Origin of the sequence: Methylobacterium sp. J-092, from assembly GCF_022829325.1 — a bacterium.
Lineage (GTDB): Bacteria > Pseudomonadota > Alphaproteobacteria > Rhizobiales > Beijerinckiaceae > Methylobacterium.
This window is the reverse complement of record NZ_JAKSXU010000019.1, coordinates 1-14,144: the sequence shown is the minus strand read 5'-3', so window position 1 is coordinate 14,144 and position 14,144 is coordinate 1. Positions and strand designations below refer to the sequence as shown.

General features: G+C 65.2%; 16 protein-coding genes. 8 read left to right on the top strand and 8 right to left on the bottom strand.

What is annotated here, in order from left to right:
• Positions 1-2,241: MobF family relaxase (gene mobF, locus MKK60_RS00300; protein ID WP_243983433.1), on the bottom strand; the 2,241-nt coding region annotated here is incomplete at its 3' end.
• On the bottom strand, positions 2,238-2,546 hold the full coding sequence (locus MKK60_RS00295) for a hypothetical protein (protein ID WP_243983432.1): 309 nt from the start codon (positions 2,544-2,546) through the stop codon (positions 2,238-2,240). The genes MKK60_RS00295 and mobF, both read right to left, overlap by 4 nt.
• Positions 2,547-2,840: 294 nt before the next feature.
• Here MKK60_RS00295 and MKK60_RS00290 point away from each other — a divergent pair, with 294 nt between their 5' ends.
• The 3 genes from MKK60_RS00290 to MKK60_RS00280 are packed head-to-tail and all read left to right on the top strand — an operon-like array spanning position 2,841 to position 4,805.
• Complete coding sequence (locus MKK60_RS00290) at positions 2,841-3,398, top strand: hypothetical protein (protein WP_243983431.1); 558 nt, start codon at positions 2,841-2,843, stop codon at positions 3,396-3,398.
• A 5-nt stretch (positions 3,399-3,403) separates the two neighbouring features.
• Positions 3,404-4,195, top strand: a complete 792-nt coding sequence (locus tag MKK60_RS00285) for a chromosome partitioning protein (protein ID WP_243983430.1) — start codon at positions 3,404-3,406, stop codon at positions 4,193-4,195.
• Between the two features lie 4 nt (positions 4,196-4,199).
• Positions 4,200-4,805 carry a hypothetical protein gene (locus MKK60_RS00280; RefSeq protein WP_243983429.1) on the top strand — a complete coding sequence of 202 codons (606 nt, stop codon included), beginning with the start codon at positions 4,200-4,202 and terminating at the stop codon, positions 4,803-4,805.
• A gap of 18 nt (positions 4,806-4,823) precedes the next feature.
• Here the strand turns inward: MKK60_RS00280 and MKK60_RS00275 are convergent, their stop codons facing one another.
• The 3 genes from MKK60_RS00275 to ctrA all read right to left on the bottom strand — a co-directional run bounded on the left by MKK60_RS00275 (position 4,824) and on the right by ctrA (position 8,363).
• Positions 4,824-6,305 (bottom strand): type IV secretory system conjugative DNA transfer family protein, encoded by a 1,482-nt coding sequence (locus tag MKK60_RS00275; protein WP_243983428.1) that lies wholly within the window; start codon positions 6,303-6,305, stop codon positions 4,824-4,826.
• A gap of 302 nt (positions 6,306-6,607) precedes the next feature.
• The gene (locus MKK60_RS00270; RefSeq protein ID WP_243983427.1) at positions 6,608-7,159 is read right to left on the bottom strand and encodes a hypothetical protein; all 552 of its coding nucleotides are present in this window, start codon (positions 7,157-7,159) and stop codon (positions 6,608-6,610) included.
• A gap of 502 nt (positions 7,160-7,661) precedes the next feature.
• Positions 7,662-8,363 carry a response regulator transcription factor CtrA gene (gene ctrA, locus MKK60_RS00265; protein WP_243983426.1) on the bottom strand — a complete coding sequence of 234 codons (702 nt, stop codon included), beginning with the start codon at positions 8,361-8,363 and terminating at the stop codon, positions 7,662-7,664.
• 169 nt (positions 8,364-8,532) lie between these two features.
• Between ctrA and MKK60_RS00260 the strand changes: the two genes are divergently transcribed.
• From MKK60_RS00260 to MKK60_RS00250, 3 genes are all read left to right on the top strand, one after another.
• On the top strand, positions 8,533-9,039 hold the full coding sequence (locus MKK60_RS00260; protein ID WP_243983425.1) for a MucR family transcriptional regulator: 507 nt from the start codon (positions 8,533-8,535) through the stop codon (positions 9,037-9,039).
• Between the two features lie 221 nt (positions 9,040-9,260).
• The gene (locus tag MKK60_RS00255; RefSeq protein WP_243983424.1) at positions 9,261-9,719 is read left to right on the top strand and encodes a hypothetical protein; all 459 of its coding nucleotides are present in this window, start codon (positions 9,261-9,263) and stop codon (positions 9,717-9,719) included.
• A gap of 306 nt (positions 9,720-10,025) precedes the next feature.
• Entirely contained in the window at positions 10,026-10,478 is a 453-nt protein-coding gene (locus MKK60_RS00250) for a hypothetical protein (RefSeq protein ID WP_243983423.1), read from the top strand.
• Here the strand turns inward: MKK60_RS00250 and MKK60_RS00245 are convergent.
• Genes MKK60_RS00245 through MKK60_RS00235 form a run of 3 tightly spaced genes read right to left on the bottom strand, consistent with a single transcriptional unit; the run spans position 10,451 to position 11,555 of the window.
• On the bottom strand, positions 10,451-10,894 hold the full coding sequence (locus MKK60_RS00245) for a hypothetical protein (RefSeq protein ID WP_243983422.1): 444 nt from the start codon (positions 10,892-10,894) through the stop codon (positions 10,451-10,453). The two genes, MKK60_RS00250 and MKK60_RS00245, sit on opposite strands and share 28 nt — an antisense overlap.
• 27 nt (positions 10,895-10,921) lie before the next feature.
• A complete protein-coding gene (locus tag MKK60_RS00240; protein WP_243983421.1) occupies positions 10,922-11,314 on the bottom strand; it encodes a type II toxin-antitoxin system VapC family toxin in 393 nt (130 codons plus the stop codon).
• Positions 11,307-11,555 carry an AbrB/MazE/SpoVT family DNA-binding domain-containing protein gene (locus tag MKK60_RS00235; RefSeq protein ID WP_243983420.1) on the bottom strand — a complete coding sequence of 83 codons (249 nt, stop codon included), beginning with the start codon at positions 11,553-11,555 and terminating at the stop codon, positions 11,307-11,309. The genes MKK60_RS00240 and MKK60_RS00235 overlap by 8 nt, the downstream gene beginning before the upstream one ends.
• Before the next feature lie 414 nt (positions 11,556-11,969).
• Here MKK60_RS00235 and MKK60_RS00230 point away from each other — a divergent pair, with 414 nt between their 5' ends.
• Together MKK60_RS00230 and MKK60_RS00225 are read left to right on the top strand one after the other, a co-directional pair.
• A complete protein-coding gene (locus MKK60_RS00230) occupies positions 11,970-12,590 on the top strand; it encodes a recombinase family protein (protein WP_243983419.1) in 621 nt (206 codons plus the stop codon).
• A 290-nt stretch (positions 12,591-12,880) separates the two neighbouring features.
• On the top strand, positions 12,881-13,849 hold the full coding sequence (locus tag MKK60_RS00225) for an alpha/beta fold hydrolase (protein WP_243983418.1): 969 nt from the start codon (positions 12,881-12,883) through the stop codon (positions 13,847-13,849).
• The last annotated feature ends 295 nt before the right edge of the window (positions 13,850-14,144 follow it).

Sequence of the window (14,144 nt, the reverse complement as noted above, 5' to 3'; positions counted from 1 at the left end):
CCCTGCGCGAGGCGCTGCGGATCTCTGGGTACGGGTGGGGGGCGGGGAGGCCGGGGCGGGCCTGCGGGCGGACGTGGCCGAGCGCCAGGTCGAACTCGTTGCAGGGGGCGAGGGGGCACGGGAACGGGTGATCGCAACCTGGACCGAGCAGGGCGCGGTCCACGGTGACGACGTGCTCATCGTCGCCCGGCGCAACGTGGATGCGGCGGCCCTGAACGTTCGGGGGCGGGCGGTCCTGCGGGCGGAAGGGCAACTTGGACCCGACCTGATCACCCGTTCCCGTGCCGCCTCGGCCCCTGCAACGAGTTCGACCTGGCGCTCGGCCACGTAGGCGCGCAGGCCCGCCTCGGCGTCGCCGCGCGCCATCAGTACCGAGGCGGCGCGCTGCCAGTCCACCACCTGACGACGCACCTCGCCGAGCACCGCCGAACGTCCGATCACCTCGGCCACCGCCCGCAAGCCGCTGGCACCCGCGACCGAGGCGAGTTGCCGTCGGTCTCCGACCAGCACCACCTTGGCGCCGGCCGCCTGCGCCGCGCTCAAGATCGCCTCCAGGTCCCTGCTGCCGACCATGCCGGCCTCGTCGACCAGCACCAGGATGTCGCGGTCGAGGGGCGCGGCGTCGGTCCCGGGCTCGGCGTTCGATCGCGTTGCCCGGGCGCGGTCGTGGCGCCAGCGTGCGATCGCCTGCGCCCGGATCCCGGTCGATCGTCCGAGCTCCTCGGCCGCGACCCAGGATGGCGCCAGACCGATCACGCGCATCCCAGAGTTGTGTGCGGCGGCGACGAGAACCGCGGCCGTGGTGGTCTTGCCGGTGCCGGCACCGGCCTCAAGCAGCGACACCCCGTCCGGGCCGGCGGCGTGACGTACGGCCTCGGCCTGTTCCGCGCTGAGGCGGGTGTCCTGGGCCAGAGCCGCGGCCACCGCCTCGGGAGCGATCCAGGTGCGTTCCAATGGGCGATCGGCCGCGCGCAACATTGCAGCCTCGCAGGCGGCGATGCCTGGGCTGGTCCAGCACGCGCTCGCCCCCGGCACCATCTCGGCCGTTGCCAACGGCAGCAGGGTGCCGTCCCGCTGCAGGTTGGCGAGCTCTGCCTCGATCACCCCGATCCCGAGTCCCTGCACACCCGCGATCTCGAAGCTGCGCTGGAGCAGATCTTTGCGCGTGATGACGCTCTCATGCCGGAACAGCGCCGACGCCGCCTGAGCCACCGGGGTGTCGCCGGGGACCTCGGGCGGGTCGAATGGTGTCTCTCGATCGGCCTCATGCTCGGCAGCGATCGCCAAGGTCGGATCGCGTCCCGGGTGGCGTACGGCCAGCCATGGATCGATCGCGCCCACGGCGAGCTCGTCGCGCCAGCGCGCCTCCAGCTCGAAGCCGGTCGGCAACTCGTGCTTGCCCCGGCGGGTGGCGAGCGCGGCGACCTCGCGCTGGGCGGCCGTCGCCCCGGCACCGGCGTAATCCAGGATCTGCTCCGAGCGCTTGGAGAAGGTTGCCAGCAGCGCCTCCGGCAGACCAGCGACCTCCCACTGCCCGCGCCCGGCCTCACGGTAGTGCAGGCCAAACCGCTGATGCAGGTCCTCCGCCAGGGCTGCCCGGTACGCCGCCCCGACGCAAACCTGATAAGCGTAGAGTTGCTCGACCTCAATGGTCAGATGCGTTTGCGATTTATATCGCCTGGACATCGCATGTGTCGGGGCTCCGGAAATATTTATAAAGACACAATGTGTATGAATATTAGGATCACCCTCGCGGGTGGTATAGTGATCGAACCGGGCGATAATCAAATCGCTCGGCCGATGTCGCTCCACTCCTCCTGCGCCGGTCCGGACACTGACAAGGCCCTCCGCCTCGACGAAGGCGAGCGCGCGCTCGACCGCGCTGTGATGGGCAGCCTCGATCGCCGCGCGCTGCTCCGGCGTGCCCGCCATCCACAGAACGGAAACGGATTTCCCGGGGGTCAGTGTGCAGTCCTGGCCAGCCCAATGTTTGGGGCCGGCGCCACGCACCAGCGGCTTGCCCGTCCCGGGATGGTATCCGGCGCACAGGTTGCGGAACGAGGTGGCATCGATCGCCGCGCCATGGCGCACGACCGTCCCGCCGCTGCTCCACCAAACTCCGTCGCCATCCTTAGCGTAGTAATCGTCGCGCCGGTCCGGACGGGCCTCGCGCTGGCCGTCGTTGGTGTAGTACAACCCGGCTGCCGGCCCTGCGCCGAGCCGATGCAGCGACGCGGTCACGCGGCCGGATCCGCGCTCGCATCATCATCTCCGCCCTGCTGGCGGTAGCGACAGACCTTGGTCAGGTCGATGCCAGCCGACGGCGCACCGAGTTCGCCGACCGTCTGCGCCATGTCGAGGATGGCCGCGTCGACCTGCTCCAGGCGCTCGATCAGCACCTTGTGGCGGATCGCGACCTCTAGGTGCTGGACGACGCACTCGGCTGCCAGGTCCTCGGCAGACCAACTCTGTTCGGCCGCCGCGGCGCTCAGGCGGGCGGCGAGGGAAGCTTCCAAGGTGAGGGTGAGCTTGACCTGGTCGGCCATCGGCGTACCTGCTTTGCGGGCGATCGGATGAAGACGCCTGACACGTTCCCGGTCGATCGGCGAGGCGGACGAGCCTCCACGGTTAACGCCGCGGCACTTCAGTGCGTGTGGTGTGATACCCCTCTTGCTACCGCGCTTCTTGCCGCGTTCCTGCCGTCAGGCGACCGTGCGCTGCCGTGTCCGACCGTTCTCTTGCCGCTGCCGACCGTGTCCTAACGCGCGCTTACCGCGCCGGCCCGCATTCGAGCGGTCCGCTGCACCCGTCCGCAACCCGGCCCGGTCTACACCAGCGCCATGGCCAAGGGTCCCCGCCTCGATCTGCGCCGCCTCGAACGCGACACCGCGGCGGCGGACGCACGCACCGTTCAGCTCGCCCCCGGCGGTCGGCCCGCGACCGGGCTGATGCAGCTGGTGCGCGACAACCTCGACGCCCTCGTGGCGCTGCAGGCCGGCGGCCGGACCTGGGGCGCCATCGCCGCCGGACTGACCGCGCAGGGGTTCCGCACCGCCGACGGACGCGACCTCACCGCCGCCAACCTCACCGGCGTGATCTCCAGCGTCCGCCGGCAGGCCGCGCGCCGGCTCGACCGCGAGGCCACCCGCCGGGCACGGGCCGACGCGGTCCCTGCGGGGGGACATGCGGATCCGGCACCGACGCGCGTCGGCCTCCGGCCCACCCCATCCTCGACCGGGCCACGGGACGGTGGCGCTAGCCGTCTCGCTCCCGAGCTGCGGCCGCGTCCCCCGGGGCCGGCCGAGGACGGCCCCCCGAGCGTGGACGCCCCCCCGAGCGAGGCCGAGATCCGCCGGATGCAGACGGACCGGCACGCCCACCTGTTCAAGAAGGACTAGACCCCATGCCCCGCATCCTCCTCGTCGCCCAGGAAACCGGCGGCGTCGGCAAGAGCACGATCACCCGCGGCCTTGCCGAGGCGGTGCCCGATGCCGCGATCCTCGAGATCGAGTCGACCCACCGCCTCACCGAGTTCCCATCCCTCGTGGCCGAGGCGGGGGCGACCGGCAAGGGGCGGTCCGCCAAGGGGCCGTCGGGTGAGGCGCAGACCGGCGGCGTGCGTCACTTCCCGATGCGGGCGACACGGGAGGCGATCGAGGCCAGTGGCGGCAAGGCCGCGCGTGCTGAACTCGATCCGGTGATCAACGCCTTGTACACCGCGACAGGGCCGACGCTCGTCGACATCGGTGCCAACACCTCCGCCAGCCTACTCGGCATCCTCGCGGACGAGGCAAAGTCGCTGCGCGAGGGCGGGATCGAGCTCGGCCTTGTCGTGATCGTGGCGGCCGAGGCCGGCGCGCTCGCCGACGCGGGCAAGCTGCTGCATGGGGCAAAGGACTGGGCGGCCCGCTTCGTCGTAGCCAACGCAGTGCGCGGCGCGGTCGACCCGGTGATTTTGAAGCGGGTGGTGGGTGACGCGACGGTCGCGCAGCTGCGCGGGTTCGACCTGGAGGACAAGGCGCGCGAGGTGCTTGCCGCGGGCGGGCTGCGCGGGATCGTCAAGCTCGACCGGGCGGGCCTCGCCGCGCAGACCTCGCCGGCCGAGGCCGGGCGCATCCTGCGCGACCTCACCGCCTTCCGCCTGGCGGTGATGGAGGTGGTCAAGCCGGCCGCCCTGTGGCTGGTCCAGGGCTGAAGCTATGGCACAGCCCCCGCGGCCCCGGCCCGAAGCCACCACGCCGCGCGATCGTCTGGAGGAGCGCTATGGCGCCGCGATCCGGGCGGCCGACGAGGCCGCCACCGCGGTGACCGCAGCCAGCGCCCGGCACCTCGCCAAGCTCCTGCGGGCCGGGCCGGAGGCGCGTTTCTCGGCCCTGGCCGAGTCGTCCTCGCCGCTCACCCCCGAGGATCGCGGCAAGCTGTTGCAATCGCTGCGCGGGCAAAGCCCGCCGGCGCGCCCGATCACGGCGGCGACGGCGAGCCGCCTCGCGATCTGGCGCTCACGGTTGCCCTACCGCGTCGGCACGGTGGCGATGGCGGGCCTCACCCTCGTTGCCGGCGTTGGGCTCGTTGGGCTCGCCCTGCACCGTACACCGACAGGGGCGGTCACGATCGCCGGCCGGGAGGTGCTGACGATCCGCTGGCAGCTGCCGGACGGCAGCACCCGCGATGGGACCCTCCAGCCGGGGCAACGCTACGCCTTGATGCGCTGGGAGGGGCAGAGCGGTCGACTGCGGAAATGGTACCCCGGACATGGCTACGCGGAGGCTCTGATCCCGCAGGACTACCTTCAGACCGCCCCGTGAGCGTTCACTAGGACCCGCTCAAGCGCTGGCCCCGACCGGCGGCACCGGGGTGATCAGGCGGGCGAACCGCGGATCGGTGTGCGCCACAGTCTTGTTCAGCTGCAGCGGGTGGCGGCCGTAGGTCGTGCTGTTGGGAAACACCAGGAGTCGATTGGCCGGCAGGCTCGCGAGAGCTTCTCGGGTCAGCAGGCGCAAGCCCTGCGGGGTCGACGCGATGCTGCGCGGCCCTTTGCCCTCGGCCGGCCGGGTCAGGCTCTCAACCCGGCCGGTGTAGTCGCCGACCGCCCGCGACCAGCGCTCGGCCGCGTCCGGATCGACCGCCGGCACGTCGAACAGGGTGACGATCTCGGCGGTGTTGAGGATCGTGTCCGCGCCGGCCTCGCCGTACAGCCCGACGATCTGCGAGCGATCCTGCCAAAGGGTCCAAAGAGAAGCGCCGTAACCTGGTAATTCTCCGGATGCTGTAAGTATTTCTTCAAGCTTTCCCAATGCAGCTGCCTCGTCAACCATTACGAGTATACGTTGAGACGGGCGATTACGCCGGACGCTGATGAACAAATCCGACAGGAACCACCGCAGCAGCGGCGCGAGCAGACGCTTGTACTCGGGCGGGACGGCCACGAAGAGGTCGACGTCGCCGCCTGCCAGATCGGCGAGGCTGAAGGTGCTCGCGCCGACGAGGTCGCGCAGCCGCCGGTCGGCGAGCCACGAGAAGGCCTGCGACGAGGTGGCGACGATCGGGTCGCGGGTCTTGGGATCGGCGTTGAGGATCTCCAGGGCCGCGAGGGCGGCTGGAAGGGGGCGGAGAGGTTCGAGCTTCGCGATGAGCGCATCGGGATCGGCGATCAGCGCCTGGACCTGCGCGACGGTGCGGCTGCTGCTACGCAAGCACACGAGGAGCGCCCCGGTAATGAGGTCGACGGCCCGGTTGCGGAAGTAGGCCGCGGCCTCGCCGTTGCCGCTCGCCTCCGGCAGCAACGCGAGCGCGGTGTGCTGCAGGTAGAGCACGTCACTCGGGTCGCGGTCATGGAGCGGGTTCCAGCGATCCTCACCGCCGACGAGGTCGAGCGGGTCGATGCAGATCACCCGGCGGCCGAGCGCTCGGCGACGCTCAGCCGTGGCCCGGTAGATCTCGCCCTTAGGGTCGATCACCACTGCAGGCCCGGACCAGGCTCCGGGTTCGGGATAGGCAAGGTTCGGGATCAGCAGGCCGGTGGTCTTGCCCTTGCGCGGCGGGGCGATGCTGGCAAGCGTGCCCTGAACAGCGACGCGGACCGCCCGCCCAGTCTCTGGGTCGAGGCCGAGCTCCAGACCGCGGTTCATCGCGGCGCGCTCGGCCGGCGTGGCAAAACGGGCCGAGCCGAACACGTTCGAGGAATCGCGCTGGATCTGCGGGGCCGATCCGGCCATCCACCAGCCAACCATCAAAGCGAGAGGCGACAGCAGGAGGACAAGTGGCCAGAAGCCGCCGACAAAGGCCTGCGAGCGGCCGATCCCCATCCGCCAGTAGATCTCGACCACCGTTCCGAGATCGAAGCTGTGCCAGAGCTGAAACCAAGCCCCCGGCGACACCGCCTCCGACGGCCAGAGCGTCGGATCGAGGCCATGGACGATCAGAGCGATTGCGGGGTAACCCGCCAACACGATTAAAAGAGGTAGTAGAAGGATCTTAGGACCGTTATGTCGCATCAGATTCATTGGTGTGATCTCTGTTATTTTTTATAATCGAATAAAAAGTTTATGTTATTTCGATGTTAGGTACAAAATATTACGACGCCCCGTCGGATGGCGGGGCGTCGTGATCAGAATTGACCTAGCAAATTAGGTTGTCTGAGAACATTACATGGGTTTTCGGTCGAGCAAACGTATTCTAATAGGTATGGAATTGCTTTGCTTGTATCAATTAGGTCGTTTTGTACAACTAGTCCTACTAAAATAAGGAGTAAAAATAAAATATTAGCTGGATGAGATATAATATTTGCAAAACTTTTGGAGATCGTTTGCCTTGACGAATCATGATCAGATTCATTGGTGGCAGGGTGGAGGAAGCGGAATCGGTTCGGCAGTGAGGAGTATAGAGCTAAAAGAACGAGGGCTAGAAAGATATACGTCCGTACCCGAAGCTGCTCCTCGATCCCAAGTGCCTGCGCGTTACGGGTAATCAGCTGTAGGCGCGGCCCCGTCGCCTGTCTGCCTGTAGGATCGGTCTGGCGTTCGATGCTAGCTGACCAGAGTTCCGAAAATGGCACGAGCTTGACCCCAACGGGGTCGCCGCGGGTCGCAGGCGGTATAAGCTGAAAGAGCAGGATCGCGGCGAGGGCGATGATAGCGAAAGACGCAACAATACGGCGCATGGGCTCACTCCTTGTCAACGAGACAAGATTTGCCCGCGATCATGCCGCATCGTCAAAGGAAACAGACGACCATAGTTAAATTAACCGAGGCAGCATGTCATGCTTTCAAGATAGCCGCAAGCCGGTATGGGGCTTGTGGTTAATAAAATATTTAACAAATACCTAGAATGATTGATCCGACGCAGTGCCGGGCGAGCCCTCGCCCAGCTTCGAGCTTTCGCCTGCGCGTCGCTCATAGCCTCTGCGAGAGTGAGCGCTGCGTGTACCGGATTGGCATCGACACATTCCGCCCCAGCTCAACTATCGCCGTCGTCGTGCTCCGCCGGAGCGTCCCTTCGGCATCACTGTGTAGAGGTGGATAGGAGCTCGGCCAGGGGATCGAGTGCTGGTACGTGGGTCAGCGCGAAATGCCGTAGGTTAGCTGTCACCACAGTGAGCTGGTGCATGTGGGTGGTCGCGCCGCGGTAAGGCGGCGTTGTACCACCGGGGGTGGACGATCGTGTTAGCTTGCAATGGCTCGCATCTCGCTCACACCCTCGCGCAGCACATAGCCGCGGCCCCAGACCGTCTCGATGTAGTTCTTGCCCTGGCTGGCGTTGGCGAGCTTCTTCCGGAGCTTGCACATGAACACGTCGATGATCTTCAGCTCGGGCTCGTCCATGCCACCGTAGAGATGGCTCAGGAACATCTCCTTGGTGATCGTCGACCCCCTCCGCAGCGCGAGGAGTTCCAGCATCTGGTACTCCTTGCCGGTGAGGTGGACACGGAAGCCGGCAATCTCGGCGGTCTTCTGGTCGAGGTTCACTGTCAGATCGCCCAGTGTCACGACGGCCTCCGCGTGCCCCTGCGAGCGGCGCACGATCGCCTGGATGCGGGCGATGAGCTCGTCCTTGTGGAACGGCTTGGTGAGGTAGTCGTCGGCACCGAACCCAAGGCCCTTCACCTTGTCCTCGATGCCGGCCATGCCCGACAGGATCAGAACCGGGGTCTTCACCTTGGCGCCCCGAAGGCTGCGCAGCACCTCGTATCCGGACATGTCGGGCAGCGTTAGGTCGAGGAGGATGATGTCGTAGTCGTAGAGCTTGCCCAGATCGATCCCCTCCTCACCGAGATCGGTTACGAAGGGGTTGAGCCCGGCCGCCTTGAGCATGAACGTGATGCTCTGGGCCACCACCGCATCGTCCTCGATCAGCAGAACCCGCATCGCCCGTCCCCATGAGTGTTAACAGCGCCTAACTCGGGATGGTTAACAAATCTCTATACTATCAAAGGCAGCACACTTCACTGCGGCAGCCATCGGGGAAGCGCCTTGTTGTTTTGTCTTGCGTCGTCTATGGAGGATTGTGTAGTTTGATTGTTTGGAGGTATATTTTATGCCGGACGAAACAGTGGTGGCTGAAAACGACGATGTGATCGCGATGATGGCCGGCATCGTCTCAGCCTATGTCGCGAACAATCACGTTCAAGCTGGCGAGTTACCGAGCTTGATCGCCAGCGTCCATGCCGCCTTGAGCCGCCTCGGCGGTGAGGATCCCGCTGCATCGCCCGAGCACGAGAAACTAACGCCCGCCCAGATCCGCAAGTCGATCACCCCGGATGCGATCATCAGCTTCGAGGACGGTAAGGGCTACAAGACGATGCGGCGGCACCTGACCCTGCGTGGCCTGACAGCGGAGGCCTACCGCGCCAAGTGGGGCTTGCCCGCCGACTACCCGATGGTGACCGAGAGCTACTCGGCCAAGCGCTCCGAACTCGCCAAGAGCCTTGGGCTGGGGCAGCTGCGGCGGAAGCCGGACGCGAGAAAGCTGGATGTGATCGATGCCTTTTCCGAAGAGCCAAAGACTGTCAGCCGTTCGCGGAAAGAGGCTGAGCCTGACTGAGGTTTAGGGCTGTTCTATTTTAGACCAGGCGACGGATCGTGAACGGGATGGGAGCTGGAGCACTCCGGCAACAGAGTTAACGAAGCGTTGCCGTTCACGCCTTGTTCCCGTTGTGGAAAACCTACGAACCGGTCAGTTTGGCCCTTGAAACGGGGCACAGCATGCACATTCGAGCCGGGGAGCGGCTGCGTCTCACGCTGTGGGGCGCGGGGAGCCGCGCTATGGTCAGCCTCAACACCTTCGCGGTGACCCAGCCCGCGTTGGAGGGGTTCGATCCGACACAGGATGGCTTCCACCACGACGTGACGTCGTGGCTGCACGACGGCTTCAACACCCTGACGGTTGTGCTGATCGGGCTGCCAGGTGAAGTCCCGTTCCGCATGGTGGTTCGGCATGGCGACCACGCCGAGCACGTGCTCAATGAGGCCGACTTTCTCCCGCTGACGACACCCTGGCGGCTGTGGACGCTGCGCATTGAGCGCGCCTCGGTGCCGAGCCAGCATCTCTCTGGCCTTCATCACACCGACCTGGAGCCGGTGGCCAACAATCAGATCATGCCTGGTGCTGCTGGTGGCGGCATGTCCCTACGCATCGACCAGACCAGGGCTCCGGCGTCGTTGGTGAGCATGGCCACACCGGTCCAGCCCTCGAGGATCGCCTCGGCGAGAAACCTTCCTTGAGCGATCGCCTGATCCCCCGAGTTCGCCTCGATCCGAATGCGCTGCGTCTCGATACGCCCGCCACCCTCGCGGGGACGACGCAGGACCCGAAGTTCGAACCCGGAGGTGGGCACGCCTGCAAGCTGTGGCATCACGCAATTCGTAAAACGATTTGTTTCGCAAGGACATAGTCAAACAGACGTGGCCGGAGCTCTTTTTGAACCTTTAGAGCTCTTTTTCTTGGGAAAAGCGCTGAACCGGGATCGATCGTCTCTTTGCCGTAGCTCGAGTCGATCTCACTTCGTGACGGTATGAGGACAAGATCGCGTGCCTATCGCTCAGCGCCAGCTCGGCGCATCGATCCGGACCGCGCTGCATATCGCTGACCGCGATGCGATCGCCGCCTTCGTCCTGGATGCGGGTACGGTGTTTGCGCCCCACAATCCGTTCGCGCGAACCAGCGTCGGCGCACAGCGCCAAGTTTGGACCGGGTACCAGCGCGAGTTCTACTTCTCGAACGTCGCCTCGCTCGGGCTGACGTGTCTGCTGAAAGCCCTGCAGGCCCGTCCAGACGACGAGGCGGTGGTCCAGGAGATCCTGCACGCCGATGGCTGCCGTGCCTACGTGTATCACCCGGGTGACGGCTGTCGGATCATCGGCGCCGTACTGCATGCCAGGGGGACTGGAGCCCTACCGGTGATCAAGCCGCTTCCACGGGGTGGCCGACGGGGCAGGCGGCAGGGATCGGCTCTTCAGCTCGATCTGTTCGCAGTCGGGTAGGGCCCACGGAACAGATCCCCCATCGCCCGGCGGCGGAACAGGGTGCGCCAGCGCCGGCGTTTATGCTCCGGGCGGTCGTGGTTGATGTGGCAGCGTTGGCAGAAGGCCACGAGGTTACGGTCGAGGTTGTTGGCGGTGTCGTGATCGCGGTGTGCCGCGGCCAGCACGACCCGCGTCGTACGGATGAGGCCGAGATCCTCGATGGTTGGGAGGCTGCGCAGCGGACGGCCCTGCCCATCGCGCCAGGTGCCAATGCCGGCGTCCCACCAGCGCCCATCACCGAGATGGTAGACGGTCTGCCCGTGCGGCCGGCCGCAGCCCTCACAAGCACCACCTGCCCGCCCAAAGCGGATCGTAGCCGAGAGCTGCGGCCAGTCGATCGGGTAGAAAAAGCGGTGCTCCCGGCGGATCGGCATCGCTCGATCAATCCTCAGCCCAAACTGTCAGCGAATGAGCTCGACCGCGATACCAAGCGTGTCGGGTAGCTCGGTCCAGGCACGATCGGTGGTCAAGGCTGTCGCCCCCCGCTGCCGAGCGAGTGCAAGACAGGCACGGTCGCCGAGCGACAGTCCAAGCTTCTTGGTCATCGGTCGCAGGATACCGGCCGCACGCGCTTGCGTGTCGTCGAATGGCTCGACCCGGAGGTGCAAGCCACCGATCGCCTGGGCGATACGCACTTCCGCACCGCCGGCATCCGCGAGCTTGGCGTAGACCTCGGAGAGATTGACCGCACTGACCCAGGCCCGCGGCAAGCTCGCGATCACCCGCTCCGCACCATGTTCCCCCTTGAGCAAGCACAGCAGGGCCGAAGCATCGAGAACGAAGAGCTCACTCACGCTCGGCCTCGATCCGCCGTTCCGCCACAAGCTCGTCGGCCAGATCGACCTCGTTGGGTACGAACTCTCGTACGATCTCTTGCGCCAAGCGAACTGCGGACGAGAGCGATCGGACGTGGAGCCCATCCTCACCCAGTTCAAGTACAACGGTATCCCCGGTATCGATACCGAGTTTGCGCCGGAAGGCCGCTGGAATGATCAACTTACCACCGTCGATGATTTTGACCGCCTGCGATGTCATGGCCTTGTCACCCGTCCGTACCGATTTTGAGAATCATACCTACGGCATCATAGTTTGCCAACTGCCGCGGCGTGGTAAGCGATAAATTCCGGCCGTGCTGATGGTTTACGTCTAGGCTATGTCCTCAGTGCCCCGCGGTACAATGGGTCGCTACGAGCTAGTTGGTCGCGGCTTCTATAAACTGCGCTCTAATTCGTCACATATTCAAGCTATATGCGCGTTGACGGATCTTAGATCATGTGACGGCTTATGATACACGAACTGCGCGGTTCGACCGTTTCGCGCGTGTCTGTCACGCAATCGCTCGTTTGCGTGACAGGCTCGATCAACTGGGTTGCTGAATGCCCACTGCGACTAGGTGCTCGATCGACCCCAGACCGACGGCTCGCAGGCAACTCACAGGATCACCTCCCCATGCTGCTCGGCTACATGCGCGTGTCGAAAGCCGATGGCTCGCAGACGACCGACCTGCAGCGCGACGCTCTCCTCGCCGCCGGCGTCGAACCCGATCGCTTCTACGAGGATCACGCGTCGGGCAAACGCGACAGCCGCCCCGGTCTCGACGCCTGCCTCAAGGCGCTTCGTGAAGGCGATACCCTCGCGATCTGGAAGCTCGATCGCCTCGGCCGTGACCTGCGCCACCTCGTCAACACCGTCCATGACCTCACCAAGCGTGGGGTCGGGCTCAAGGTGCTGACTGGCCAAGGGGCCAACATCGACACCACCACTGCCAATGGTCGGTTGGTGTTCGGGATTTTTGCGGCTTTGGCGGAATTTGAGCGCGAGCTCATTGTCGAACGTACAAAGGCTGGCCTTGCCTCAGCTCGGGCCCGAGGCCGCAATGGTGGTCGCAAACCAAAGATGACAGCGGCTAAGCTGCGACTGGCTCAAGCGGCTATGGGTCAGCCCGAGACAAAGGTCACTGACCTCTGCATCGAACTTGGGATCACCCGTCAGACCCTCTACCGGCACGTCGATCCCAAAGGCACCTTCAGACCAGACGCCCTTAAGATCCTTGGGCAAAAGGCTGTCTAATCGATGTCGATGCTGCAGGGGATTTGACGACAGTAGAATGCCGGGCAGGGTTTCCCGACAAAGATGAAGCCGGTTCGGTCTCTCGATCGGCAGCTCAGATCAACTATCGGGAAAACGGTCGGATACCCGACGCATCGTTCAGGTTGCTATCGACCCTTTGCGGAAGGTCGGAAGGTCTGCTTCCGGGCACTTGACGATAGAGAGCCCTGCGATTGGGTCGAGTGGGAAGTGGTCATTGCGGCCTGTCCAACGGGAAGGCCCTATCTCTCCCCCCGCAGAGGAGATGAGTTATGCCGACACAGACAGTCCTGGCCGCTGCGACGGCCCTGGCGCTTGGACAAGGAGCGCCGCAGCCGCTTCCTTCCACCCAGGCCACGACGACTTACCATCGGGTCGAGGTAAATGGTGTTGGCATCTTCTACCGCGAGGCAGGGCCGCGCGATGCGCCCACGATCTTGCTGCTGCACGGCTATCCGTCGTCGTCCCGGCAGTGGGACCCGCTGCTGCCGCTGCTCGCCGATCGCTACCACCTGATCGCGCCGGACTACCCCGGCTTCGGTCAGAGCGATGCGCCAACGCCCGCGCAATACACCTATACCTTCGACAACCTCGCCGCGACGATGGAGGGCTTGACCGCGCAACTCGGCCTCGCGCGGTACACGCTGTTCATGCAGGATTACGGCGGCCCGGTCGGCTTCCGCATGGCGCTCGCCCATCCCGACCGGGTGAGCGCGCTGATCGTCCAGAACGCCAACGCCTACGTGGAGGGGCTCGGAGCGAAGTGGCAGGGCATCGGCCAGTACTGGGCCGACCCCGCAGCCCATCCCGAGCAGGTCGACGCCTTCATGTCCCTCGAAGGGGCCAAGCAGCGCCATCTCGGCACCAGCCCGAACCCGGAGCGGTACAACCCGGACACCTGGATGGACGAGTACGCGATCCTGTCCCGGCCGGGTGAGCGGGACATCCAGGCGGCCCTCCTTTCCGACTACCAAACGAACGTCGCATCCTATCCAGCTTGGCAGGCGTGGATGCGCGCGCAACCGCTGCCGACCCTCGTGCTGTGGGGTCGGTACGATCCCTCCTTCATTGTGCCAGGAGCCGAAGCCTATCTGCGCGACACACCGAAGGCAGAGTTGTACATCCTCGATGCTGGCCATTTCGCGCTAGACGAGGCGACGGACAGGATTGCTTGGCTGACACGTGACTTTCTCGGCCGCAGCATTGAAACCTCGACAGCCCCATCATCCGTACCTCGATAGCGCCGAGGCCTCTCTCCCCCGAACGTCGGAGAGAGGTTGGAGACAGAGCGTCCTCTTGGCGGCGAAAGGCCAGGGTCCGCTGGCCACTCTTCTCGGACCCTGCCGTATGCAGCCCGATGCGTCGAGAAAACGGTCGGATACCCGACACATAAGCGTCTAGGACATATGTCTTGATTGGATCTGTATTCCCCGTCTGATGGAGATCCGATGATTTACGCGGCAGCCGCGGTTATCCTCGGCCTTTCGTATTCCATCAACCCTTGGGGAACGTCTTTGTCAGCTCTACGGTTGGACA

Excerpts from the sequence above, each read along its gene's own strand:
- MKK60_RS00295 (WP_243983432.1), bottom strand. The coding sequence starts at position 2,546 with ATGGCCGACCAGGTCAAGCTCACCCTCACCTTGGAAGCTTCCCTCGCC.
- MKK60_RS00290 (WP_243983431.1), top strand. The coding sequence starts at position 2,841 with ATGGCCAAGGGTCCCCGCCTCGATCTGCGCCGCCTCGAACGCGACACC.
- MKK60_RS00285 (WP_243983430.1), top strand. The coding sequence starts at position 3,404 with ATGCCCCGCATCCTCCTCGTCGCCCAGGAAACCGGCGGCGTCGGCAAG.
- MKK60_RS00280 (WP_243983429.1), top strand. The coding sequence starts at position 4,200 with ATGGCACAGCCCCCGCGGCCCCGGCCCGAAGCCACCACGCCGCGCGAT.
- MKK60_RS00275 (WP_243983428.1), bottom strand. The coding sequence starts at position 6,305 with ATGGGGATCGGCCGCTCGCAGGCCTTTGTCGGCGGCTTCTGGCCACTT.
- MKK60_RS00270 (WP_243983427.1), bottom strand. The coding sequence starts at position 7,159 with ATGCGCCGTATTGTTGCGTCTTTCGCTATCATCGCCCTCGCCGCGATC.
- ctrA (WP_243983426.1), bottom strand. The coding sequence starts at position 8,363 with ATGCGGGTTCTGCTGATCGAGGACGATGCGGTGGTGGCCCAGAGCATC.
- MKK60_RS00260 (WP_243983425.1), top strand. The coding sequence starts at position 8,533 with ATGCCGGACGAAACAGTGGTGGCTGAAAACGACGATGTGATCGCGATG.
- MKK60_RS00255 (WP_243983424.1), top strand. The coding sequence starts at position 9,261 with ATGGTCAGCCTCAACACCTTCGCGGTGACCCAGCCCGCGTTGGAGGGG.
- MKK60_RS00245 (WP_243983422.1), bottom strand. The coding sequence starts at position 10,894 with ATGCCGATCCGCCGGGAGCACCGCTTTTTCTACCCGATCGACTGGCCG.
- MKK60_RS00235 (WP_243983420.1), bottom strand. The coding sequence starts at position 11,555 with ATGACATCGCAGGCGGTCAAAATCATCGACGGTGGTAAGTTGATCATT.
- MKK60_RS00230 (WP_243983419.1), top strand. The coding sequence starts at position 11,970 with ATGCTGCTCGGCTACATGCGCGTGTCGAAAGCCGATGGCTCGCAGACG.
- MKK60_RS00225 (WP_243983418.1), top strand. The coding sequence starts at position 12,881 with ATGCCGACACAGACAGTCCTGGCCGCTGCGACGGCCCTGGCGCTTGGA.